Origin of the sequence: Miltoncostaea oceani, from assembly GCF_018141545.1 — a bacterium.
GTDB lineage: Bacteria > Actinomycetota > Thermoleophilia > Miltoncostaeales > Miltoncostaeaceae > Miltoncostaea > Miltoncostaea oceani.
In genome coordinates, this window is sequence record NZ_CP064357.1 from 467,885 (window position 1) to 490,994 (window position 23,110).

Consider the following 23,110-nt stretch of genomic DNA (forward strand, 5'->3'; position numbering starts at 1 on the left):
TCCGATGCTAGGACATCGGCGCCTGCACCTGAGTCCACTTCGTCATCGAGCGAAGTTTCCAGCAGCGGTCACAGACGCCAGGGCACCCTCGACGGGATGCGGTTGGAGGCGCTACCCGGATACCACCGGGCACTGACATTCGGCGGTGACGCGCGCCCGGGGAGCGCCCTCCTGTTCGGCGACAACCTGCGCTCCCTCGAGGCCCTGGAGCGCCAGGCCGCGGCCCAGGGTGTCCCGGCCCCGCTCTCCGCCTGCTACACGGACCCCCCGTACAACACCGGCGAGCAGTGGGAGCTGCCGAGCGGCGTGGTCGCCTATGACGACTCGTGGACCGATGATGCGGAGTTCTATGCGTTCCTGCGTCCCCGCCTCGCCGCCGTCCACCGGCTGCTGTCTCCGAGCGCGAGCGTCTACGTGCACATCGACGTGCGGATCAGCCCCTACATCCGGGTGATGCTCGACGAGATCTTCGGTGGGGGCTGCTTCCGCAACCAGATCACCCGTATCAAGTGCAACCCGAAGAACTTCTCCCGGCGCGCCTACGGGAGCGTGACCGACGTCATCTGCTTCTACTCGCGGACGCCGGCCGCCCCAGGGCCGGATCCCATGTACTGGGGGGACGCACGCGCGGCGTGGTCGCCGGGCGAGCTCGATCGTCTCTACCCCAAGACCGATGCCGATGGCCGGCGATACGCGACGACGCCCCTCCACGCCAAGGGCCGGACTCTCAATGGACCGACCGGGGAGGCCTGGCGTGGCCTGATGCCGCCTGAGGGCAAGCACTGGCGCCGGCCGCCGGCGGACCTGGAGGAGCTCGACCAGGCCGGCCGGATCGAATGGTCATCCACCGGTAACCCGCGGGAGATCATCTACGCCGACGAGAGCGCCGGGCGCCGTCTCCAGGATCTCTGGACCTTCAAGGACCCCGGTGTCAAGCGCAGTCGCTACCCGACCCAGAAGCCGCTCGAGATGCTCGAGATGCTCGTCCGCCAGTCCTCGCCCGAGGGCGGCCTGGTGCTCGACCCGTTCGCGGGCTCCGGTTCAACACTCGTTGCCGCCGAGCGCAACGGGCGGGCGTGGATCGGCTGCGACCAGGGCCATCCCTCCCTGGCGGCCAGCCTCGGCGCTCTGGCCTCCGACGAACGTGCCGCCTTCTCGCTCTGGCTCCCCGACACCGAGATGCTCGCCGGCCCGGCGCCCTTCGATGTCCGCGTCGAGGACGGGATGCTCATCCTTCCCGCAGGGGCGGATGAATCCCTGACACTGGTGGCCGGCGTCGACCTCTCCACGAGTCGCGCGGACGCGCTCCATCGTCACGGTGGGCACTGGCATCTGACGGCGGATCAGTCCGCGCCGGCGCGGGTCCTGCTCGTTCGTGAGGATGGGGTTCGCACTATCGCGTCGGTAACACCCAGAACCTCCAGCTAGACTATCGTTCAGACACGGTTTCCGCCTGACGAGTAACGCGCGGGACGTATCAGCCCCCCGCATCATCGGATGCGATGGCACGGGGACGAGGCACAGGGACGATCCAGACGCCGGCGGTGCGCGCGTCGGCCCGTCAGCGTCCCACACGGATTTCGAACCCGTGGACGCGGCGCTCGATCGAAAGAGCCACAGCTCCTGGCTACCTCGATGCGCTGAGTGAGATCTACCCGCTCTCTGACGACGCTGGCGACCGGGAGATCCCGGACGACGTCTGGGCAAAGGTCGTGGAGGCGAGCAGCCAGGACGACGCGACCTTCTTCCGGGCACTGACAGGCTCGAGGATCCCCCGCTGGCCTGGGCGGGACAACCGCTTCATCGCGATGTTCGCGGCCAACCACGACCTGATCCTCCTAAACCCGGGCGCCCTCTCGGATGCGATGCGCGACGTGCGCGCAATGGACCTCGAGGAGCTGCGTATCGCTGCCACTGCCCCGATCAGCGCCTCCCGTCAGAATGGTCCCTACTTTCGCTCCTGGCTCGCCCAGCAGATCCCCACCGCGTCGGATATCGCGACCTTCGAGGGTTCGCGCCACCCGGTGGTCGGGCTGAATCGCGGCGATGAACGCCTCAACAGGTATGCGAGCGAGAAGCTCGGCTACCGAGGCGACAAGGGCCTCGACGCGATCGTCCGCGTCGGTGACACATTCCTCATCGTCGAAGCCAAGTTCATCACTGCCTCCGGCGGCAATCAGACCCTCCAGGCGGCGGATGCCCTGTCCGTCGGGAAGATCCACGACGTCGGCAGGAAGGTCTATGGCGCCGCCGTCATGGATGGCTTCTGCCTCCTCGAGAACGGTCAGCGTGCCCATCAGATGATCCGGCGCTCACGGGGGCCTGTTCTGAGCGCCCTCCTGTTCACCGACTTCCTCGAGCACCTCGCCGCTGGGGGATCACCCCGCAGTCTTCCTGCGCCGCCGCCCTAGCAGTCAAGGTGCCCGGGCAGAAGCGCCCTGCCTGCCGACCCCATCGCGGCATCCTCAGGACCCTGCGAGCTCGCCAGCAGCATGGCGCTGAAAGCGATCTCCCGCGCTTGGCGGACCTCGCGGGGAGTCTCAGGCCTCCAGGCCTCACGCCGCAAAGCCTCTGTCGTCGCCTCGTGGCTGAGGTGCCGGGCACGATGTCTGATCTGCTCATAGTCGACGTCCGGCGCCGAGTAGGTGGAGAGCAGCGCCAGGTACTCGGTGGCGAGTCTCTTGATGTCGATCGGCGTATTGACAGGATCGAGCACCGGGGGGCTCACCTCGGTGATCGAGGCGATCTGTGCCGGGCTGAGTGGGCCACCGGTTCCGGCCGGATCGGACTGACACCAGAGCGCCAGGCAGAGGGCGCTCGCTCGGCTGAGTCTGAGGATGGGATCCTCGTCCTCGCTCACATCGGCCGCACTCATCGGGGTCCAGGTGGACAGAAGTCGGCACATACGAGCGAGCCGCAACGTGGTGTCCGTCGCGGGCACCCGCTCGTGGAGCTGGATGAGGCCGCGCTCGATCAGCGTGTCGAGGTTCTCGCGGACCCCGCGGGCCATCGTCGCGAGCGGGTCATCGGTGGTGCCATCCACCGGCCGAACATAGCAGGCGAGGGGGCGACGCCGGTTCGATGTCCGCTGCGGGCACGCAGGGCTGCTGATATCAGTGGGCCGGGGGGCACGACCACGAGCCAAGTCACAGTCCTAAGGTCAGGGAACGACTGACATCGTGCTGGTTCACCTAGACGTCTGGCCAGATTCCCCGTAGCCATCGGTTGCGTTCCTGTCCGAATCGTCCGTAACGCAAGTGAATCTGGCGAATCTTTTCTGCTCGGGCCGGGAAGCGGCAGTCGCAAGGGACGCTGTTGGGTTCTGCAAGTGGTCGTTTTTGCGACCTTTCGGAGAAGCGGCGGAGGTTGTACCCGGTACCGCACAAGTTTCGCGCGGTCCACTCCCCTCGCCTCTACGGTGAGACCACCAGCCCGACGTACCGAAGGCATCCAATGCTGATCCGGCCCGGGCGACCAAGGAGCTTTCGAGTCGTGTTCGCTGTCGTCCGACGCCTGATCATCAGCACGGTTGCCATCGGCCTCCTGGCCGGTGTGGCTTCGTCTGCCAGCGCGGCGGATGACTACCCCTCCCCCTGGCGCGACGCGCCGACGGGGAGCATGTCCGACACCTGGGGCATCGCGAACCGCACCTGCGCCTCGTTCGCGGCCTTTCGCCTCAGCCGCGACGGCGTCCCGATCGGTGATTCGCGCCTGAAGGTGATCCTCGGCGCCCAGAGCTACGCCGAGCTCGACGCACTTGTCGCCGTCAGCGACGGTGCGCGGGTCGGTCAGGCTCCGAGCCGCGGTGCGCTCATCCTCTGGATGGAGGGCGAGAAGATCTACAGCCCCGACTCCCCGTTCGACGACGGCTCGATCGGTGAGGCCGGCCCGGGCGGGCACGTCGCCTACATCGAGTCCGTCGATCAGGCGGGGAACATCACAGTCGAGGACTACAGCGCGAGCACCGGCTCCTGGAGCTCGCTGGTCGTGTCCTTGGAGACCGGTGCGGTCGTCCACTTCCCCGCCAGCCTTCCTCCGAGACTGTCTCCCGCCCCTCCGCCCTCGAGCAACACTCCTGCGCGTCCTCCGGTCCCGCCCGTCGAGCCCCCCACCCAGCGTGAGATCCCGACCCAGGGTGGTCTCGACGCGCCGGCCGTTCTCTGGCCGACCGCGGTCATGACCACCGTCCGGGTCCCCCGCGCCGGTGTCATGGCAGCCCAGATGGTCAAGGGAACCCAGCGCGTCGCCCTCAGCCCGCGCCGGGTGCGCGCGGGTGCCAACGCCCTCAGCTGGCCGCGCCCGGCCCGCATCGGTGTGGGCAAGTGGCGCCTGATCCTGCGCTACCGCGCAAACAACGGCGTGGGCCGCGTGACGACCAAGTTCATCACCGTCCGCCCCGCCCCGGTCTCCAAGAGCCAGGTCAGCACCTCGGGCGGCCGTATCGCTGTCTCGCTCACCTCCCGCGCGCGTGGTGTCGCCAAGGCGAGCCTTGTCCGCAACGGCAAGCGGACGGCTCTGGCCTCGCGCTCGGTCCGCGCGAACCGGTCCACGATCACCTGGAACCCGTCGGCTCGGGGCTCCTACGTCCTCGAGGTCCGCGTCAGTTCCACGGGCCGGGCGGACTCGCTCGTGCGCAGCCGCATCACGCTGCGCTGAGCGCGTCCGCCCTCAGGGCATCCGCGGTGTGCTGCGGCGGCTGAGCCGGTAGGCCACGGTCAGGCCGACCGCGGCAGCCAGCCCGACCAGGAAGACCCCGCCTGCGAGCTGGACGAAGACCGGCTCGACGAACGGGCTCATCGGCTTCCCCGACAGGACGGCGAAGTTCCACCCGATGTGGAGGGCGATCCCGAGGACCAGGGAGCCGCTTCGGAGCCGGAGGATCCCGAGCAGGAGCCCGAAGAGCGTAGTTCCCGCGATCTGGGTGAGGGTGCCGAGAGCGGCGGAGCCACCGACGAGCGCGATCGCGTGTGCGACGCCGAAGAGCACCGAGCTGACCACCACGGTGATCGCGTCCGGATACCGCTCGGAGAGGTAGGTGAAGAGGAATCCGCGGAAGGTGATCTCCTCGATGAACCCGATCAGGACGATCGCGGTCAGGAAGATCAGCATGGTCTGGGCGTCGATGTCTCTGATGTTGAGGAACCCGCCCTGGAGCGCGATCGAGACGATCACGAAGCCGAGCGGCAGACCCAGCAGCCATGTCAGCGCGATCGGCTTACGAAGGCCGATCTGTGCCCCACATCCGCTGCGCGACAGGGCCACGACCTGGACGAGCGCGATCAGGCAGAGCGCCGGCAGGGTGACGCGGATGATGTTGCCGGTGCCGATCAGGAAGGACTGGTTGAGAAGCAGGCTCGCCACCAGCAGACCAAGATGGGTGATGAGGATGACGCCGAGCAGGCGCCCGCTGATACTCGGTCGGGGGACGTTCACCCGATCGAGGCTATGGGCGCGCACGGGGCCGGCGCGAGTTCTCCGAGCCCTCACTCATGCGATTGGCATGATCGGTTGACCGTGCCCAGCCGGATGACCTTCACGCCCCGCCAGGGCGATCTGCTTGCCGATCACGCGACAGCACTCGTCTGCCCGACCAACACGGTCGGCGTCATGGGCGCCGGGCTCGCGCGCCAGTTCCGTGATCGCTTCCCGGGCCTCGAGGCGGACTACAGGAAGGCCTGTCGCGCCGGTGTGCATACGCCCGCGCAGCCGTTCATCTGGGGCACTGGCGAACAGACGGTGCTCTGCCTGGCGACCAAGCGCCACTTCCGGGATCCGTCGCGGGTCGAGGATGTCCAGAGCGCCCTCACGGCCCTCGCCGCATGGATGGGAGCCCAGCAGGAGCCGGTGAGCGTCGCCATCTCGGCGATCGGATGCGGACTCGGTGGGCTCTCATGGATACGCCAGGTACGCCCCCTGATCGAGCCGGCGCTCTGCGATGTCCCGGGTGAGCTGCGCGTCTACGCCCCCTGGGCCCCCGGCTGATCCTGACTCGGCGTCGTCGCCGGGTGTAGAAGTTCAGCGCGCACCGGGCCGGCGCGCCCATCATCGCCCGGGTGCCCGTTCGATCGAAGAGGCGACGCCGGTTCCCGCTGATCAGCGGGGTGGTGCTCTACATCCTCGGGCTCGCCGCAGTCGGGGTCCACCTGTCGCTGAGCCTGCGGGAGGACCCCTCCGAATGGGTGAGCGTCCTCTACTGCGTGATCCTGTTCGCCGCCGCGAGCGCGATCGGCGCCCGGTCGATCTGGATCCGCGACGACGAGCGTCTCGCCTGGGCCCTGATGGGCATCGCGATCGGCCTCGGCGCGAGCAGCGAGCTCCTTCGGACGATCATCCTCCCGGCGGATGGGACATCGGGCGCCATGTTCGCCCAGATCGCCTGGCTCACATGGATCCCATGCCTCGCGGTCGGAGCGGCCGTGCTCGTGCGCGGATACCTCTCGAAGGTCTCCCTGGTCGCCTTCCTCGACATGATGGCGAGCGCCCTCGTGCTCGCCGCGGTTGCGGCGATCGCATTCTCGGGCCTCTCCTCGGAGTCATCGGGACGATCCGACGGGGTCGGGCTCTGGTATCCGGTCGGCGAGATCTTCCTCCTCGGGCTTCTCACTGCGTTCGTGGTGATCGGCAAGGTCCGGTTCGACGCGCGCTGGCTACTGGTCGGGGCGGCTCTCGCCTTCGCGGCGGTCGCTGACGCCTTCTACCTGGTCGCCGACGACCGCCAGCTGACGCATCAGGCTACCGCCGTCCAGTCCATGTGGGCGGCGTCTGCCCTAATGCTGACCGGTGCCTCGTGGCTGAGGAGCTCGCGCCGGCTCGCGCCGGTCGCCGGCGCTGTGAGGATAAGCGCGGTCGCCGGCGCCCTGGCCCTCGCGGTCATCCTCGCCGACCACTTCCTGCGCCTCGATGCGATGCCGCTGCTGATCGCCGGTGCGGCCCTCTCGCTGGTCATCACCCGCTTGGCACTGTCGCTGTCGATCAACGAGCGCCTGCTCGAGAACCTCGGCAGACGAGAGGCAGAACAGCAGGCTCTTCGTCGCATCGCCACCGCAGTCGCTGACCAGCGCGGCACCTCGGATGTCTTCAAGGCGATCGCTCATGAGGCCGGGGGGCTGCTCGGCGTCGGATCGGTGCGGGTCGTCCGTTTCCGGCGCGACGCCCCCCAGGTCGTCGCGAGCTGGCCCGAGCATGGCTTCTTCGCCGATCTCGGAAAGGCCGGTGGTGAGGTGGCAGCGGCGGTGCTCCGCCAGGGCGAGAGCGCCCGGCACCGCTCACGCGGCCGGGTCGTCCTCGACCAGTTCCGTCTCGCTGTGCCCGCAGACCAGGCGCGGCCGCCGGCGCTGGGGATCCCGATCTGGGTCGGTAACCAGCTGTGGGGCGCCCTGATCACCCTGGGGAGGCCCGGGGGGTCGATCGCCCATCCACTCGAGGACAGCCTCGCGCGTTTCGCCGAGCTCGCCGGCATCGCGATCACCAGTGCCCAGTCGCGGGAGCTGCTCGAGTCCCGGGCCAACTCGGACCCGCTGACAGGCCTCGCGAACCACCGTGCCTTCTATGAGTTCCTCCAGGTGCGGATCGACCGGGCGCGGGCGGCCGGCGGCAACGTCGCCGTCGCGATGATCGACCTGGACCACTTCAAGGAGATCAACGACAACCACGGCCACGCCGTCGGCGATCAGGTCCTGACGTGGTTGTCGGCGATCCTCTCGAGGAGCATCCGCGAGGGTGATCTCGTCGCGCGTGTCGGCGGCGAGGAGTTTGCCTTCTGCTTCCCGAACACCGACGCCGCCACCGCTCAGCGGATCGTCGACCAGGTCCGGGAGAGCATCAGCGCGGAGCCCTTCGGACCGGTCGGCTTCCTGCACGCCTCGGCGGGGGTCTCCGACCTGCGCACCGGCGCCGAGATCGAGACCATCGTCTCCCAGTGCGACGACGCCCTCTACTGGGCCAAGTGGCAGGGCCGCAACGCCTCGTTCGTCTACACCCCCGACGTCATGAAGAAGCTGTCCTCCGAGGAGCAGGCGCGTCTGCAGCTGCGCAGTCAGGCGCTCGCCGGCCTGCGGGCCCTCGCCCGCGCCGTGGACGCCAAGGACTCGCTGACCCTCGCCCACTCGGAGCGGGTCAGCGAGCTCTCGGTGATGATCGCCCGGAAGCTCGGTTGGGATCTTCGAGCGCAATCCCGAATGCGCGACGCTGCGCGCCTCCACGACGTCGGCAAGATCGGTGTCCCCGACGCGATCCTGTTCAAGGACGGACCCCTCGACGCACAGGAGCGGGGGCGCGTGGAGACCCACGTCTCACTCGGGGCCGAGATCGCCGGCGAGGTCCTCGACGCCGAGCAGGTGAGCTGGATCCGCCATCACCACGAGAACTGGGACGGCTCGGGCTACGCGGCCGGCCTCCAGGCGGAGGCGATCCCACTCGGCGCCCGCATCATCTCGGTCGCCGACGTCTGGGATGTGATCACCAGCAAGCGCAGCTACAAGCAGGCGGGCCCACCCGAGCTCGCTCTCGCGGAGATGCGCCGCTGTGCCGGGTCTCAGTTCGACCCCGAGCTCGTGGACACTCTGCTCGGGGTTCTCGCCGAGGCGGGGGTCGTCAGCGACGAAGAGCGAGAGGCAGAAGCCGTCGCGGCACCGGCCGGGTGATCCACAGGTAGAACGCCAATGCGGCGAGCGCGGCGAGCGCCGCCATGACGATGAGGACCGATCCGGGCGCCAGCGCACCGCTCAGCAATGCGCTCCCCGCCGCCCCCAGCGACCCTGAGGCGGCCCAGAGCGCCGCACCCGCAAGGCCCGTCGCGGGTCCGGTGTCAGGGGACAGGGCCTGCAGCCGGACGTTGTTGGCGAGGCCGGCGAGGATGCCGAAGGCCAGGAGGATCAGGCAGTAGCCCATCGCGAGGACGCGCGGGTCCTCGACCCGGGCGATGGAGAGATAGCCCGCGCTGAGGCCCCCGAACGCGAGTGCCGCGGCGAGGCGGTCGCTCAGGATCCGCACCAGGCGCGCGAGCGGCGCGCGCAGGATCCAGAACCCGACCACCGCCGAGAGCAGCGTCGGCGCGACCCAGCGCCCGAGATGGGCGCCGCCGCCGACAAGCCACGGGATCAGCAGGGCCGCCTGGGCGCCGGCCAGCCCCGCCCCGATCGCGCCGGCCACCTGGCTGGTCCTCGTGCGACGTTCACGCGCCATCACCCGCAGGCTCGCGCGGACCTCATGCGCGACCGGCCCCTTCTCGCCGATCACCAGGTCGATGAGGTCCGAGTGCCTCAGTGAGCAGAGTCCGCCGGCGGCGGCGACCACCGCGGCGCAGGCCAGAGCGGCCGAAGGGCCCGCGAGCGCGCCGGCGCTGAGGGCGATGACGGCACCAGCGATCTGGCCCTCCCCGTGGCGCGCGGTGAGAGAGCGGATCGACTCGACCTTGCGTTGGTCGTTCACGAGGTGGTGGATGACATCCAGGCTGGTCGCGTCGAAGACCGCACGGGCGACCCCGAACACGACCGCCGCCAGGAAGATGACGATCAGGGCCGCGGGGGTGCCGGATGTCATCGCCGCGAGGCAGGCGAAGGCGGCGAGCACCTGGCTGACCGCGAGGATCCTCTGGCGTCCGTGCCGCAGTACACGGAGAGATCCGGCCAGGCGCCCGCTGACGATCGTCGGGGCGAGCTGACAGATCAGTGCGACGGCGATCGGCCCTGGACCGTAGCCGAGACTGTGGACGAGCCACGCGAAGCCGATGGCGCAGGCACCGCTCGAGGCTGCGAACAGCCGCTGGCTGTGCCAGAGGATCAGGCGCTCACGCGCCGCGACGTCTGCGGATCGTGATGTGAGTGAGGTGAGACGACGCACTCACCGAGCGTACGGACGACCTGTGAGACAGCGGGCCATTCTCGACCGCGCGCGAAGCCAAGAGGGCGCCCTCTCCACCGGCACGAGCCGATCCTCACTTCCATGTCATCCACGTCCCGCCTCACCTGTCTCGCGCTCACAGCCCTGGCGGTCTCCATGCTCAGCCCGGCGCTCGCCTCGGGTCGCATGTCGATCATCTACGACCAGGAGGAGGCGGCACGCCAGATCTTCACGGGGCCGAACCCCCTCACACCCGAGCGGGGTGGGCTGCGCCAGGACCCGGGTGCCGGCGGCGTCTTCCGCGCCGACGACGGCCCTCACCGGCTGACCAAGGTGAACGGGCGCGAACTCTCGACCATGAGCGTCGACCAGATGGTCCGGACCCTGAAGGGCGCGATCGATGACGCCCCGCTGCGCGGCGGCGGATCGGGGCTGGTCGGTGTGGATGAGATCGGCACCTTCTTCCGCGACCCCGCGGTGAAGACCCGATACACGACCACCACCATCCGCGGCTCCAAGATCCGACACGCCACGCACAACCGGATCGTGCAGACGCCGACCGGCTGGCGTCTGGTGATCCGCTCGAGCGCACCTCCGGTGCCGGGGGCCGCGCACCCGGGACGACGCCTCAGCGCCGCGATGGAGATCCTTGCCGGGATGCCGTCGCCCTTCGGCGGCAGCTACGCGAGCCGCGTGAACTTCTACATGGCGCCCGCCTTCGTCACGAGCGTCGGGGAGGGCCGCGGGCCGCACTTCACCCTCGGTCGCACCGGTGGCAAGAACATCCGGCCCGGCTGGCGCGGAGTGGTGCGCGGTCTCGCCCTCGGCCGGGTCTGGCTCGAGATGTACCAGGGCTCCGGCGACGCGGTCAGCTCCCAGACCTGGCGCAACGTCTCCAAGCGCCTTGGCCCCTACCTCGCCAAGCACGGCGGGTCCGGCCTCCCCCAGCTCCACTTCCTCATCAGCGGGACCCCGAACGCACCCAAGGGCGCGCCCCGAGGCTGCGGCTCCCCGATGAGCTGCCAGTGGCTCCTCGCGAACTCGACGCCGGCCGGCCGGGCGGTGCTCGCCAACGGCCCCGGCGCCTACCGGGCCGGCGATCAGGCCGCGGAGTGGCTGGCCAACTACAACCGCTACCTCCCGAACTGATCCACTGACGACTACGGGATCCGACACGAATGTCGGATCCCGTAGTGTCGCCGGCTGGCGGCGCGGCCCGCGTCAGACGATCCGATCGTCGAGGCGGACAGCACACGCCCCATGGCGCCAGCCGAGTCTAGGTGCGCACCCCCGCGGGGGTGGAGAACCTGTGGATCAGCGCGGGGCGATGGTGATCGGGAAGAACTCAGTCGTGAGGTTCCCGACGACGTCGCGCGCCGCGACCCTCACCCGGTAGTTCCCCGGCGCCAGCATGCCGGTGTCCAGGTAGCCGTCCCCGTCCGGGCTCCGCAGGCTCAGACGCGTCCAGATGTGGTGGACGAAGTCGTTGCGGTTCGAGGCCACGGTGTAGAGACGATCGCCGATGAACTGGTTGACGATGCCGTCGGCGCGGTAGACGTCATACGGGCCCATGACAGGGGTCCCGAGCTCGTCCTCGATCGCGTAGCTGAGGCCGTACACCCCCGTGCCCGCGTGCGTGGCAGGCCCGAAGAGACGCAGGTCACGCAGCTGGCCGCTCTTGATCAGCCCGCGAGAGGTCAGCGGGGCCAGGGACGCCTGGCTCTGTGGGTCGCTCGTCTTGACGGCGATGGCGATCCGGCCGCTCAGGTTCGCGGGATCCAGGCGGACGCCATCCGCCCCGTAGAACAGCGGGTCCGAGACCCGGGGGGCCAGCATGTCCTTGTAGCCGACGAACCCACCGAAGGCGAGCGGGTTGATCGCCTTGCCGCGGTGGTAGCGCGTCAGGTGAAGGTGGTGGTCAGGGGTGATGATCCTGCCGATCGGCGTCTTGAAGGCGATCACCTTCTGTCCCGGCTTCACCAGCGAGCGGATGTGCTCGTAGCGGAAGTTGCCGACCTGGACCCATGCCGCGAACGGCTTGATGCCACCGAGCCGGGCGCGCCCGTTCTCGAGCGAGTAGACCAGCGTCCCCCGCGGGATGACGAGGTCGATGCCGTCGTGGATCATCCGCCGACCCGGAGCGGAGACCTGGTTCAGCGAGTAGAGATACTCGTGGAAGGCATAGCCCTTCAGGCCGTGCCGGTCCATGACGATGCTGCGCGGCTCCCCGAAGGTCGAGCGGATCGGCACCGGACGGGCGAACGGCTTGACCGGCCACAGCAGCTTCTTGTGAGGGACTGACGACGGCGCAGAGCCGAACGTCTGGAGGTACGCACGTGTGTCCTGTACGTCGGCTGCGGCTCCCTGGCCTGTGAAGGCGAAGAGGGCGACTGCGGTGAAGAGTAGGGCGCTGCGAGCGCGGGTGGACATGGACGCGGGACTCCGTTGTCAGTGGTACCTGCCACCACTCACAATGCGACGCGCGCGCGTACTTGCATGACTTTCTAGAGGTTCTGGATGCCGATCGGGTGTGAGGGAACGCTTCGACGCCAGGAGAGGCCGAGCGATGACGCACTACCGGCACACAGCCCGAGGCAGGCCATGGCGGCCAGGATGATCTCGCCGGAGCTCTCAGGGGGCCATACGCGCAGCCCCACTGCGAAGACACCCCAGCAGCTCGCAACGGCCCAGCAGGTCCAGAGGACACGCCAGTCATCAGCCCCTCGGCGCAGCAGGCGGTGATGGACGTGCGTGCGGTCGGCCGTCCAGATCCTCTTTCCCTGGCGGAGCCGGTGGATCGCAACCGCCAGGGCGTCGGCCGCGGGAACCAGCATCGCCATCGTCGCTCCCGCGATCCCGAGCGCCGCCCCGGTCTTCGATGAGCTGACGATCGCCGCCACCGCCAGCAGGTAGCCGAGCCCAAGGGAGCCCTGATCGCCGAGGAAGATGCGGGCCGGCGGGAGGTTCAGGGCCAGGAATGACATCGCCCCGGCTCCGAGGATCGCCGGCAGGAGGATGTCCTGCGGCCGGCCGTCCACGAGGGTGAGGCAGGTCATCGTCGCCGCACCGATCGCGACGAGGCCGCACGCAAGGCCATCGTGCCCGTCGATCAGGTTGATGATGTTCATGACGACGACGATCGCGAGGATCCAGATCGGTGCGCGCGCTGACGACAGGTCCACGACGTCCAGGCCCGGCAGCGAGACCGATCCCGGGCCGAGGCCCCCGGCGATCACCGGCACGGCTGCGGCGCACACCTGTCCGCCGAGCTTCGCGCCGGCGTGGAGGACCCAGCGATCGTCGGCGAGGCCGAGAGCCAGGCTGACCGCCAGACCCGCGCAGATGATCGGGCCCTCAGGGAGCCCGCTGGCGATGATCGCCACCCCGAGGCCAACGATCAGGCCGGCGCCGGCGCGCGGGGTCGCCCGGCGGTGACCGTGGCGGCCGCCCGGGTGGGCCATCATCCCGAGCGGCCCGGCGACGATGCTCCACAGGAGCGTCAGCCCGAGGCAGAGGGTCGCGACCGCGACGAGTCCGAGCAGATGAGCCACCGACCGACGCTAGGCCCCGCGCCGGGCGATCTGCTCGGCCTTAGCTGATCGGTCTCAGGATGCGCGCGCGAGGAACGAGTTGCGGAAGCAACCGTCCTCGGTGACCTCTCGGTCGATCTGAAAGGACTCCGGTAGGTCGAGGGATGCGGCCTGATCGGTCAGCTCGACCTCGAGCATCCAGATGCGACGCGGCGTGAGGAACTCATCCAGCTCGAGGTACTGGCCGTTGTGGACGAAGCAGTGGCGGCGCTTTCGGATCGTGACCGTCCCGGGCTTCTGGCTCATCGCAAGCGCGTGGTACTCGTTCGCGCTGATCAACCTCTCGCGCTCCTCGCGCACCACGGAGTCGGAGCTGATCTGGCGCTTCTCACAGATCGAGTAGGTGGCGGCCCCGTCCTGCGCGCGACGCCGGATGCGGGTCTCGTTGGCGGCGCCGATCTCCAGGTAGATCTGCTCGATCTCCAGCGTCACCGCCTGGGCGAGGACGGGATCGAAGGCGCTCGGCGCCTCGGACAGGAGGAACTTGCGCTCGATCTCCAGGGGCACCGGCACGCCGAGGGTGTGGGCGATCTCGCCGGCCAGGTGCGCCAACTTGGCCTCGAAGCCCCCCGGGCCGTTCGGGATCACCCGCAGGTGCGGGTGGCCCACCCAGGACTGCAGGGTGCGCCGGTCGACCTCGATCGCCTGCTCGGCCGACTCGCGGCGCGCCGTGTTGTTGGCCAGGGTGTAGTGCTCGCGGGCACCGTCCGCGGCGGTCGTCAGGTGGAAGACGGCGGTGTAGCTGTCGCGGATCTGAGCGAGGGTCAGGCCCTCCGCTGCGAGGACCTCGCAAAACTGCTCCTTGCCGATGAAGGCCATACCGTCGATTTCCGCACGGTCGGCCAGGATCACCGGGCGCTGGTCGTGGAAGGTCTCGGCGATGCGCAGGTACTCGGCGCGCACGGCGCGCTGCATCCGCACCAGACTGCCCTGGAACGCGATGAACCGGGGCCAGTCGGTCTCCATCATCCGGGCGATGTCCGGGTAGGCGTTCGAGATCAGGAAGGTTGCCATCTCCGGGATCACCAGGGGACGGAAGCCCCAATCCGACAGCCGTTCGCTGAGGTAGCTGAGCGCCGATGACTTACCCGCACAGGGCCCTCCGGTCAGGATGATCTCGGGCACGGAGGCGGCGGCTGTCGTCATGTCACCAATGTAGGACATGGCGCTCGCGCGACGCTCGGACTGACGCCCGACCGGAGAGATCCATGCATCGTCTGTGAGGCGCAGCCTATCGTCGGCGCCATGTCACCTCACCGCTCCGCCGCACTCGCGTTCCTCGCTGTCGTCCTCATCGGCGGTGTCATCGGCCTGATGGCTGGACTCGGCGCCTTCGACCGCTCCGGCGAGCTCGGCGACGGCGTCGTGGCGAAGGTCGGTGAGACGGCGATCACTCGCGAGTCATACGACGGGGCGATCGCCCAGTACCGTGCCCAGCTCGAATCGTCGGGTGAGGACGCGCCGGCCGAGGGCTCGGACGAGGACAAGATGCTGCGCAGCCGCCTCCTCCAGGATCTGATCCTGCGTGAGGTCTATCGCGTCGAGGCGCTGGAGTGCGGCAAGCCGTGCCTGATCACCGAGAAGAAGATCGACGCCGAGATCGACATGATCATCGAGCAGAACTTCGAAGGCCAGAAGGCGGCTTTCGAGAGGTTCCTCTCGACCACCGGGCTTGCTGAGAAGGACGCGCGCGACCAGGTCGCGGCCTTCCTGCGCCTGGGGGCGCTCCAGAAGTTCCACGGTGGCAAGGCCACCCGCACGCTCGCCGACGCCCGCGAGTACTACGCCGCGAACCCCGCCGAGTTCCTCCAGCCGGCTGCGCTGAACGTCAGCCACATCCTGGTCGAGAACGAGGCTGCAGCCATCGCGGCGCGGGCCCGTCTGGTCGCCGGCGAGGACTTCGGCGCCCTCGCCAAGGAGCTCTCCACCGACACCGGCAGCGCGCAGCAGGCCGGACGCCTCGGCGCCTTTCAGGAGGGCCAGTTCGTCCCGGCCTTCGAGGCGGCCGTCAAGGAGCTCGAGGACGGTGAGCTCTCCGAGCCCGTGATGACCCAGTTCGGCTGGCACCTGATCACCGCCGAGCGGACGCCCGAGCGGACGCTGCCGTTCTCCGATGTGCGCAGGTCGTTGCTGGAGAACCTGCGCCAGCAGGAGGTCGCCGATCGGGTGGAGTCCTGGCAGTCCGCGGTGCTCGAGAAGTGGAAGGCGATGATCTCCTACGACGCCTCGATCGATGACCCGTTTGTCGTCGCCGAGCGCGCGGCGGCTGAGGCAGAGGCCGAGGCCGAGCGCGCCCAGACGACGACGGCCCCCACCCCCTGAGGGTCCTGGGAGCCGAGGCCCCGGCTCCCAGGGCACGGGCTGTTCATGCACTTATGAGCAGCTGGCGTATGGTCGTGATGTCCGGCAACTGCCGTCCTAGCCCGAGTCGACAGGCCGTCGTGTAAGGAACCGGACTGACAAGGCCGTCGCTCCTGATGGGAGCGACGGCCTCGTCGTTGCAGGGGACTCCGCCGAGAAGCAGCAGGACTCAGCTGGAGCGGGGGCAGCTCGAGGCCACGCCCGGGCGAGGAGCCGAGGGGTTGTGTATCGTCCGTTCCCGGGCCCCTTGTTCCCCTGCCCAGGACTTCAGGGCGACCCGTCGAGACGACGCGGAGTGAGCAGGAGCGTTCTTGACTGGAGATGGAAATCTACCTGCCCCCTTGGGGCACGTGATCTTCGGCGTCGTTGACACCTGGACGGCCCGCAAGCTGCGTGAGCTGAGGTCCAGCTCAATGACGGCTGCCTCGCAGGCGAGCGACCTGAGGACCCCGCTCTCTGAGATCTGGCGGTGTCTTGGTGAGGCGGGCATCGAGGACGCCGGCGCCCGCGGCGTCTATCACGGCTGGTGGTCGGCTGAGTCATCCGTACCGGGTGATCTTGCCGCGGCCCTGCGCTCGCGATCGATCGGGTATGAGCTATGTGTCTTCGCCGCGCCGGGTGAGAGTCTCGGCCGGCGCTACTCGTGGCGGCCCGCCTCATCGAGAGAGCTGGTGCGCCATTTGGACGCCGATGGGCAGCTGTGTCTCACTCGGGAGGTGTTCGAGCAGCTGAGCACCGCCCCCGAGGCGCTCCAGCTGATCGACGACTACCTGGACTCCGAGCTTGCGCCCTTCGGACCCCCCGACGCCCGAGGTCGAGCTTCCCGGACCGGACGCATGGAGAATCTGGTCCGCCATCTCAATCAGGCCGTGGCGCCCCGGAGGGCTGCATGTCGGTGATCCGCTTCGGCCCGGTGACCGAAGCGATCGAGCAGGCGCTGATCCTGATCTACGAGGACGAGGACCACCACGGGCTGTCGCGGACGCGGGCTTTCGTCGCAGCAACAGCGATCCTCGCGTTCACCGAGCTCCCCGACCTCGAGTTCTTCGACGACCACCACATCCAGATCTGCGATCCCGACTCCAGCGTCATGCAGTGGCGCCGCGGCGGGCTGCTCGCCGCACTCGAGCGCGCCAGGATCGCGTACGAGGCATTGGACGCCGCGGAGGAGTGTTCCTGGGACCCTGAGCGCGGCAACACGAATCAGACCCGCTTCGGCCACATCGAGGTGGGCGCGGGCCTCTCCCCCGCTCTACCGGCCCCGGGTCGGCTGAGCGCCCAGACGATGGACGAGTGGATCTACGAACCTCTGCGAGAGGACCTCTGCCTCGCACGCACGGAGTTCACCGCGTGGTTCGAGGACTCGGAGACGGGCCAGGTCGTCGGGGAGGGCATGCGCTCGTCCGACGTCGAGCCGGTGAGCCTGCGCTGGATCGCCGGCGGCGGACGGGTCGTCAGCGAGGATGGATACGCCCAGATCCTCTCGAGCTCGCCGCATGACCGGCTGCTCCATGAGATCGCCTTCCGATTGGGGATCCCGGCCTCGGAGCCGATAGCCGGCGGCTAGGCGGGCGCGTCGCCGGCGCGGCGGATGACGATGAGATTCGTCGCACCGCGTCGCGCGACCACGGGGCCGTAGCAGAGCACCACCGTGTCGGAGTCCGAGAGGACGAGAGTCGTCCGGGCCGCGGCCATCGCCTCCTCGATCATCTCGTCCATCTGATCCAGCGCCGGGAAGTGGCGCGGGACGACCCCGCGCTCCAGGGCCATCTGGCGTGCGACGCGCGGGTGGTGGCAGAGGGCGAGGATCGGGGCGGCCGGTCGCTGTCGGGCGATCGCGCGCGCCGACCCGCCGGTCTCAGTCGGGACGATGAAGGCCGAGCACCGTCTCTTGTCGCCGAGAAGGGCCGCGGCCATCATCACGGCCTCCGCCTCATCGAGCTCGGCCGCGTCGTGTTCCAAGGCGAACATCCCGCCCGCCTCGGCGGCACGTGCGATCGCGTCCATCTGCAGGACCGCTTCGACCGGGAACGAACCCTGTGCGGTCTCCCCGGAGAGCATGACCGCGCTCGTGCCGTCGAGGATCGCGTTGGCGACATCAGTCGCCTCAGCCCGGGTCGGCTCGCTCGAGTGGTGCATCGACTCGAGCATCTGGGTGGCGGTGATGACCAGCTTGCCGGCCGAGGCGGCGGCGCGGATGATCCGCTTCTGGGCCAGCGGGACCGCGGCGATCCCGAGCTCGATCCCGAGGTCGCCGCGGGCCACCATGATGGCGTCGGCTCGCTCGACGATCTCGTCGAGGCAGGACATCGCCTCCGCCTTCTCGATCTTCGCGACGATCCTCGTGTTCAGCAGGCCGCGGGCGTCGAGCTCCCGGCGCAAGGTGTCGATGTCAGCGGGGCCGCGGACGAAGCTGAGGGCGACCAGGTCCGGGTCGATCTCACGCATGTGGTCCAGGTCGTCGAGGTCCTTCTCGCTCAGCGCCGGCGCCGAGCTCGAGACGTGCGTGACGAAGGCGCCCTTGCGGGGTCCGACCTGGCCGGAGCGCGTGCAGGTGGCGACCAGGGCCGGGGCGCCGAGGTAGGTGGCGCGGTCTACCACCGACAGACGCGGGGTCCCGTCACCGACGATGATCTCGGACTGTCCCGGCACCGCCGCCTGGCAGACCTCATCCCATGCGATCGCCAGCGAGCCTTCCGGTGTCTCACGCCCCGAGACGATGATGACCTCCTCGCCGATGCCGATCTCACGACGGTCGGTGTCGGCGGCGAGGCGGATCTTCGGCCCCTGGAGGTCGGCGAGGACGGTGATCGGTCGGTCGATCTCCTGCGAGAGCGCGCGGATGTTCTGCGCGCAGGCGACCCACTCCTCGAGGCAGCCGTGTGAGAGGTTGATCCGCGCCCCGTCCATCCCGGCGTCCGCGAGTGAGCGCAGTACCTCGGGAGCGGCGCTCGCCGGTCCGATCGTCGCCAGGATCTTGGTCGCTCGGAGAGTCCTCACGTGACCGAGAGTGCCGACGGGCACGTCCTCGGCGCGGGTCTCTCGCCCCGTTCAGGTCTCCGGCTGGGAGAGCGGGGCTGAGCGCCTGGTGCGCGGCGGGCGCAGGGCGAGGAGCATGAAGGCGCAGACGGCAGCCGGCACGGCGAGGACGCTGGACCAGGCGGCGCCAGACTCCAGGAGGGACGTCGGCCCGTACATCTGGTGGACGCCGACCGCGATCAACGTGAAGAGCACGGCCAAGGAGACGCCTCCACCCACCCCGATGTGATCCCCAGGTGATGGGAAGGCCCCGAGGGGAAGAGTGAGCGTGGCGACCGCCCAGAGAGCCAGCCGCCACGGCTCGATCTCCCCGATCACCGCCGCCGCCTCGATCGGGGAGACGGTGCCGAGCAGGGCCCAGTTGATCCCGAGCATCATCAGAGGCACCAGCAGGAAGGGGGCGATCGAGATCAGGCTCGAGCGGAGGGCATCGGTGCGGGCCACCGAGACCTGGCCGAGCGTGATGCCCCCGTCGGCGTGCCGGCGAGGCCGGAAGAGCTCCACTGTGCCTCCGACCTGAGCTCCGAAGGGGACCCGGAGGATCACGGCCGCGAAGGCGTGGGCGAGCTCGTGAGCGATCGTCGAGGGCGCGACCAGGACGTATGCGAGGAGGCGCGAGCGGCCGACCCGCTCCAGATCCCAGAAGATGCGCCGCTGGGTCATGCGGAGGATCACCGCCTCGAGCGGGAGCAGCAGGCACAGCACGATCGCCGTCGCATTCATCGGTCCGAGGCTAAAGGGGCCTCGCCGGCAGCGGGCGCTTTCCCTGTTCAGCGCCGTGGAATCAGCCCGGGAAGGGTGGTGCGCGTCTGATCCCGCCCGCTTGATCGAGGTCATGCGAACACACACCACTCCCCCACCCACCTCGCGCCGCCGGCGCGGGACGGCGGCGAGGCTGGTCCTTCTCGGCCTCGTCGCGATGTTCACCCTGGCCTTCGCGGGCACCGCCTCCGCGGCGACCGCCAGCTGGGACGGATACAACATCAGCACTGCCTCTCCCGCCGTCGTAGGCGGTGGCGTGAAGGCGTTTGCCATCGGAATCCACGGCCCGAACCCCCTGAAGGCCAACCGGGCGGTGGAGTTCCGCGTCGTGGAGAACATCGGCGGGGTCCTCGAGTACTCGACGGTGACTCCGATCGACGGCTCGGTCGTCGGCTTCCCGACCTCGGCGCCGGGCGTCGGGGCGGACGCCTTCCCGATCGGCTTCCCCTGCACGACGGGGACGACGACGACCTACGTGCCGCAGGTCCGTGTCCTCAACACGGCCAACGGCGGCGGCTCCGGCTGGGTCTCGGGCCCCGGCGTCAACCTCCCCTGCCGGAACTAGGGGCGGACCCACTCCAAACCGCGGGCGGTGGAGGCCTCGAGCCTGAGGCCTCCACCGCCCGCGCGTAGACCGCAGACCTCTTCGCTACCGCAGAGCAGTGCTCGTGCCTGATGCCTTCGGGCCGGGAACGCAGAGCAGTGCGCTGTGCGTAGTGACTCCACGCTAGGAGTGGAGCCAGCGTCCGCGTCAGCTCCGGACAGGCGGTCATTGCTAGCCTTCGCTGCCCCCGGCCACCCGAAGGAGCCCCGGATGCCTGATCCTGCTGAAGTGAGTCGAAGCGAGTCCCTCACGGCGGAGGAGTACGGCTCACTCAACCCCGGCTTGGAACTCATCCCGGTGGCGGGCCCGGCCAACGAGGGCCGCCACATCCACCTGACGGTTGACGAGCACGGCCGTCCGGTGCCCGGCCCTGGTGAGACCGCTCTCGAGCGGTGGGAGGCGCCTGCCAGTCTCCTCGTCGACTTCGACGACGAATCAGGCAATGGTCAGCTGATCGTCGGGTTCGCAATCGAGACCGCGGTGTGCCGACTGGTGATCACGGACACGAGACTCATCGGGACCGTTCATGCAGGATTCACTCCCAAGTGGGGAGTCATCGACGTCACCGGGGACCAGTCCGACGCCCCGGCGGTCCTCGGATTCTCCTGGCCCCTCGATGAGATCACCAACGTCAACGTCCACTGGGAGAAGAAGGCCTTCCGGGGGCGCAGGATGACCAGGACGCAGATCCAGGCCTCGCGCCCCTATTCCGTGATGTCGTTCGACGGGTCGGTCCCCACTCGGTGCGACGACGACTGGGTGGCCGACCCGGCGCTGAACGAAGGGGACGGTTACGCATTGCTCGGACGCGCCATCGTGACGGCCGCCGCCCGGTTCCGGTTGGATCGAGGGATCGCCGACAACCCTTCGTTCCTCGAAGCCCTCATCGCAGGGGAACGGATGGTCGCCGACACCCTCGAGTCGGCGCCGATGGAGGAGGGGCGGCTGATCGCCCACATGGGCATCCTGATGCCGGAGCGGTGAGATTGCCCCCGAGAGCCAGATGAGCGGAGGGGGTGGGATTCGAACCCACGGCCCGGTGTCACCGGGCAACCGCTTAGCAGGCGGCTCCTTTCGGCCTCTCAGGCACCCCTCCAGGACCTACATACCTCGGCTCATTGCGACCTCGTGCTGCTTCCTTCCTCGTCCGGCGAATCGAGCGGAGGGGGTGGGATTTGAACCCACGGTTGGGGATCACCCAACAACGGTTTTCAAGACCGCCGCATTAGACCGCTCTGCCACCCCTCCAGGTGAAAAGGAACCTCATGGAACGAGAAAAGGCGCCCATCTCGGGCGCCTCTCACATCCATCCGTATGCGCGCTGCGCTTACCGACCGATGGGAGTGCCCCCGGCTGAGGTGTAACTGGATGACGATCGACTGGTCACGGTCTCAAGATACCACGATGTGATGAGGGTGCATGGCCGTTCTTTCACTCCAGATCACTGGGTCATCCGCCCATCCACCTCGCCAAGGGAGAGGAAGGCCTCGACGGCATGGGGAGCGAACTGATGGCCGGCTTCGGCGGCGCAGATGCTCCTCGCCTGCGCCGGCTCGATCTGATGGCGGTAGTGGCGCGGCGTGGTCATCGCGTCGAAGGCGTCGGCGACGCTGATGATCAGCGCCCCCTCGGGGATCGCGTCCTCTGCCGCGCCGTCGGGATAGCCGTTGCCGTCCCAACGCTCGTGATGAGAGCGGACCCATGACACCTGATCGGGGTCGAGGATCTCGGAGACGATGCGCGCGCCGAGCTCGGCGTGCTGGGCGATGACCTCGCTCTCGGCGGGGGTCAGGGCCCCCTCCTTGAAGAGGATGGCGTCGGGGACACCGATCTTCCCCACATCGTGGACGAGTGCCGCCTCACGCAGGCGTTCAATGTCGGAGTCGCTCCAGAGCAGCACCCGGGCGATCTCCCCGGCCAACGCGCTCACCCGCTCCGAGTGCCGGTTGGTGTTGGGGTCCTTCAGGTCGATGGCGTGCGCGAGCGCACGCAAGCCGGCATGGCTGTGCGCGATGGGGGTGAGGCCGCCCGGCGGCCCCGCCTCGACCACCACGATGCCCCCTCCGTTGGAGACCGCCGTCTCGAGGGCCTTCTGCGCCCTCTCGACGATCCCGTCGAAGCCCTCCTCATCAGCCTCCCATCGGCTCAGCCCGACCGAGAAGACCGCATGGCAACTCATCGCGCGCGCTTCGAGGGAGAGCCGCTCGACCAGAAGCTCGATCCGCGCCAGCGGGGCGAGACCCCCGGGCGCATCGAGCACCATCGCCACGCGCGTAGGCGTGATCGCCACCCGGAGCGCGCTCGATCGGTCGGCTTCGCGCTCGATCGAGCGGCTCAGCTCGTTGACCGCGCTGGTTGTAGACCCCTCTTCGGGGGCGAAGTCGAAGATCGTCAGCCAGGCGTCCCCGGGCTGGCTCCTGCTCTGAAGGTGCGCGCGGACGGCATCGCCGAGAGGATCGCTGTCAGGGAGGGGTCCGCGCTCGGCCGGCGGTAGTAAGGCGCCGAGGACTGACAGTTCTGACCAGGAACGCATGTCCTCTGCATCGATGTCCGCCCCGCGGGCGAAGATCGCTCCCGAAATCTGACCGCCCCGGCGCAGAGGGACGCTGATCATCGCCACCTCACCATCTCCGCCCGAGAACTCCACGCCCTCCGCCGAGGGCATCATCTCCGCCATCCTGCCGGTCGCCGGCCAGTCCGGCGCCCCCTCACTTCTTCCGACTAGGATCGCCTGATCGCCGCTCGCCTCGAACAGGTACAGCGCGCTACCAGCGGGTGCGAGACTCGTAACCTCCTGGATGATGGCGCGACGAAGGGTCTCGAGATCGAACTCGCTTGCAGCCCGGGCGATCTCGATGATCGAGGTCTCCGATTCCGCGCTGGCTCTCATGCCCGGACTCCCGCAGACGGGACA

At 68.9% G+C, this 23,110-nt stretch carries 20 protein-coding genes and 2 tRNA genes; 11 read left to right on the forward strand and 11 right to left on the reverse strand.

The window, feature by feature from the left end; translation table 11 throughout:
* The first annotated feature begins 96 nt into the window (after nt 1-96).
* Both IU369_RS21240 and IU369_RS21245 read left to right on the forward strand, forming a co-directional pair.
* Nucleotides 97-1,428: a DNA methyltransferase gene (locus IU369_RS21240; protein WP_217924454.1), complete on the forward strand. Its 1,332-nt coding sequence runs from the start codon at nt 97-99 to the stop codon at nt 1,426-1,428.
* A gap of 74 nt (nt 1,429-1,502) precedes the next feature.
* The gene (locus tag IU369_RS21245) at nt 1,503-2,411 is read left to right on the forward strand and encodes a hypothetical protein (protein ID WP_217924455.1); all 909 of its coding nucleotides are present in this window, start codon (nt 1,503-1,505) and stop codon (nt 2,409-2,411) included.
* Here the strand turns inward: IU369_RS21245 and IU369_RS21250 are convergent.
* On the reverse strand, nt 2,408-3,043 hold the full coding sequence (locus tag IU369_RS21250; protein ID WP_217924456.1) for a hypothetical protein: 636 nt from the start codon (nt 3,041-3,043) through the stop codon (nt 2,408-2,410). The two genes, IU369_RS21245 and IU369_RS21250, sit on opposite strands and share 4 nt — an antisense overlap.
* Nucleotides 3,044-3,618: 575 nt before the next feature.
* Here IU369_RS21250 and IU369_RS21255 point away from each other — a divergent pair.
* Entirely contained in the window at nt 3,619-4,656 is a 1,038-nt protein-coding gene (locus tag IU369_RS21255) for a CHAP domain-containing protein (protein WP_217924457.1), read from the forward strand.
* 12 nt (nt 4,657-4,668) lie between these two features.
* Here IU369_RS21255 and IU369_RS21260 read toward each other — a convergent pair whose 3' ends face one another.
* Nucleotides 4,669-5,433, reverse strand: a complete 765-nt coding sequence (locus IU369_RS21260; protein WP_217924458.1) for a CPBP family intramembrane glutamic endopeptidase — start codon at nt 5,431-5,433, stop codon at nt 4,669-4,671.
* A 93-nt stretch (nt 5,434-5,526) separates the two neighbouring features.
* Between IU369_RS21260 and IU369_RS21265 the strand changes: the two genes are divergently transcribed.
* Entirely contained in the window at nt 5,527-5,982 is a 456-nt protein-coding gene (locus IU369_RS21265) for a macro domain-containing protein (RefSeq protein WP_217924459.1), read from the forward strand.
* A 71-nt stretch (nt 5,983-6,053) separates the two neighbouring features.
* On the forward strand, nt 6,054-8,642 hold the full coding sequence (locus IU369_RS21270; protein ID WP_217924460.1) for a bifunctional diguanylate cyclase/phosphohydrolase: 2,589 nt from the start codon (nt 6,054-6,056) through the stop codon (nt 8,640-8,642).
* Here the strand turns inward: IU369_RS21270 and IU369_RS21275 are convergent.
* On the reverse strand, nt 8,593-9,840 hold the full coding sequence (locus tag IU369_RS21275) for an MFS transporter (protein ID WP_217924461.1): 1,248 nt from the start codon (nt 9,838-9,840) through the stop codon (nt 8,593-8,595). The two genes, IU369_RS21270 and IU369_RS21275, sit on opposite strands and share 50 nt — an antisense overlap.
* A 102-nt stretch (nt 9,841-9,942) precedes the next feature.
* On the opposite strand from IU369_RS21275, the gene IU369_RS21280 reads away from it, so the two are divergent.
* Nucleotides 9,943-10,989: a hypothetical protein gene (locus tag IU369_RS21280; RefSeq protein ID WP_217924462.1), complete on the forward strand. Its 1,047-nt coding sequence runs from the start codon at nt 9,943-9,945 to the stop codon at nt 10,987-10,989.
* Nucleotides 10,990-11,154: 165 nt separating this feature from the next.
* Here the strand turns inward: IU369_RS21280 and IU369_RS21285 are convergent, their stop codons facing one another.
* From IU369_RS21285 to IU369_RS21295, 3 genes are all read right to left on the reverse strand, one after another.
* Entirely contained in the window at nt 11,155-12,270 is a 1,116-nt protein-coding gene (locus tag IU369_RS21285) for a M23 family metallopeptidase (RefSeq protein ID WP_217924463.1), read from the reverse strand.
* A 74-nt stretch (nt 12,271-12,344) separates the two neighbouring features.
* Complete coding sequence (locus IU369_RS21290; RefSeq protein WP_217924464.1) at nt 12,345-13,391, reverse strand: MraY family glycosyltransferase; 1,047 nt, start codon at nt 13,389-13,391, stop codon at nt 12,345-12,347.
* Between the two features lie 54 nt (nt 13,392-13,445).
* Nucleotides 13,446-14,576, reverse strand: coding sequence for an AAA family ATPase (locus tag IU369_RS21295; protein ID WP_217924465.1), 1,131 nt, complete (start codon nt 14,574-14,576; stop codon nt 13,446-13,448).
* Nucleotides 14,577-14,675: 99 nt separating this feature from the next.
* On the opposite strand from IU369_RS21295, the gene IU369_RS21300 reads away from it, so the two are divergent.
* The 3 genes from IU369_RS21300 to IU369_RS21310 all read left to right on the forward strand — a co-directional run bounded on the left by IU369_RS21300 (nt 14,676) and on the right by IU369_RS21310 (nt 17,358).
* Nucleotides 14,676-15,752 (forward strand): peptidylprolyl isomerase, encoded by a 1,077-nt coding sequence (locus IU369_RS21300; protein WP_217924466.1) that lies wholly within the window; start codon nt 14,676-14,678, stop codon nt 15,750-15,752.
* A 389-nt stretch (nt 15,753-16,141) separates the two neighbouring features.
* Complete coding sequence (locus tag IU369_RS21305) at nt 16,142-16,690, forward strand: hypothetical protein (protein ID WP_217924467.1); 549 nt, start codon at nt 16,142-16,144, stop codon at nt 16,688-16,690.
* Complete coding sequence (locus IU369_RS21310) at nt 16,681-17,358, forward strand: hypothetical protein (RefSeq protein WP_217924468.1); 678 nt, start codon at nt 16,681-16,683, stop codon at nt 17,356-17,358. Before IU369_RS21305 ends, IU369_RS21310 begins: the two co-directional genes overlap by 10 nt.
* On the opposite strand, the gene pyk is transcribed toward IU369_RS21310, so the two are convergent.
* Both pyk and IU369_RS21320 read right to left on the reverse strand, forming a co-directional pair.
* Entirely contained in the window at nt 17,355-18,791 is a 1,437-nt protein-coding gene (pyk, locus tag IU369_RS21315; RefSeq protein WP_217924469.1) for a pyruvate kinase, read from the reverse strand. The two genes, IU369_RS21310 and pyk, sit on opposite strands and share 4 nt — an antisense overlap.
* A 51-nt stretch (nt 18,792-18,842) precedes the next feature.
* On the reverse strand, nt 18,843-19,553 hold the full coding sequence (locus IU369_RS21320; protein WP_217924470.1) for a hypothetical protein: 711 nt from the start codon (nt 19,551-19,553) through the stop codon (nt 18,843-18,845).
* Between the two features lie 112 nt (nt 19,554-19,665).
* Between IU369_RS21320 and IU369_RS21325 the strand changes: the two genes are divergently transcribed.
* The gene (locus IU369_RS21325; RefSeq protein ID WP_217924471.1) at nt 19,666-20,157 is read left to right on the forward strand and encodes a hypothetical protein; all 492 of its coding nucleotides are present in this window, start codon (nt 19,666-19,668) and stop codon (nt 20,155-20,157) included.
* 336 nt (nt 20,158-20,493) lie between these two features.
* Nucleotides 20,494-21,180 (forward strand): hypothetical protein, encoded by a 687-nt coding sequence (locus tag IU369_RS21330; RefSeq protein WP_217924472.1) that lies wholly within the window; start codon nt 20,494-20,496, stop codon nt 21,178-21,180.
* 24 nt (nt 21,181-21,204) lie between these two features.
* On the opposite strand, the gene IU369_RS21335 is transcribed toward IU369_RS21330, so the two are convergent.
* The 3 genes from IU369_RS21335 to IU369_RS21345 all read right to left on the reverse strand — a co-directional run bounded on the left by IU369_RS21335 (nt 21,205) and on the right by IU369_RS21345 (nt 23,086).
* A tRNA-Ser gene (locus IU369_RS21335) sits at nt 21,205-21,292 on the reverse strand.
* Between the two features lie 64 nt (nt 21,293-21,356).
* A tRNA-Ser gene (locus IU369_RS21340) sits at nt 21,357-21,444 on the reverse strand.
* A gap of 193 nt (nt 21,445-21,637) precedes the next feature.
* Nucleotides 21,638-23,086 carry an HD-GYP domain-containing protein gene (locus IU369_RS21345; RefSeq protein WP_217924473.1) on the reverse strand — a complete coding sequence of 483 codons (1,449 nt, stop codon included), beginning with the start codon at nt 23,084-23,086 and terminating at the stop codon, nt 21,638-21,640.
* Between the last annotated feature and the right edge of the window lie 24 nt (nt 23,087-23,110).

Bases quoted from the DNA above. Each gene is read 5' to 3' on its own strand.
- IU369_RS21240 (WP_217924454.1), top strand. From the start codon at position 97: ATGCGGTTGGAGGCGCTACCCGGATACCACCGGGCACTGACATTCGGC.
- IU369_RS21245 (WP_217924455.1), top strand. From the start codon at position 1,503: ATGGCACGGGGACGAGGCACAGGGACGATCCAGACGCCGGCGGTGCGC.
- IU369_RS21255 (WP_217924457.1), top strand. From the start codon at position 3,619: ATGTCCGACACCTGGGGCATCGCGAACCGCACCTGCGCCTCGTTCGCG.
- IU369_RS21265 (WP_217924459.1), top strand. From the start codon at position 5,527: ATGACCTTCACGCCCCGCCAGGGCGATCTGCTTGCCGATCACGCGACA.
- IU369_RS21280 (WP_217924462.1), top strand. From the start codon at position 9,943: ATGTCATCCACGTCCCGCCTCACCTGTCTCGCGCTCACAGCCCTGGCG.
- IU369_RS21285 (WP_217924463.1), bottom strand. From the start codon at position 12,270: ATGTCCACCCGCGCTCGCAGCGCCCTACTCTTCACCGCAGTCGCCCTC.
- IU369_RS21295 (WP_217924465.1), bottom strand. From the start codon at position 14,576: ATGACGACAGCCGCCGCCTCCGTGCCCGAGATCATCCTGACCGGAGGG.
- IU369_RS21300 (WP_217924466.1), top strand. From the start codon at position 14,676: ATGTCACCTCACCGCTCCGCCGCACTCGCGTTCCTCGCTGTCGTCCTC.
- IU369_RS21310 (WP_217924468.1), top strand. From the start codon at position 16,681: ATGTCGGTGATCCGCTTCGGCCCGGTGACCGAAGCGATCGAGCAGGCG.
- IU369_RS21320 (WP_217924470.1), bottom strand. From the start codon at position 19,553: ATGAATGCGACGGCGATCGTGCTGTGCCTGCTGCTCCCGCTCGAGGCG.
- IU369_RS21325 (WP_217924471.1), top strand. From the start codon at position 19,666: ATGCGAACACACACCACTCCCCCACCCACCTCGCGCCGCCGGCGCGGG.
- IU369_RS21345 (WP_217924473.1), bottom strand. From the start codon at position 23,086: ATGAGAGCCAGCGCGGAATCGGAGACCTCGATCATCGAGATCGCCCGG.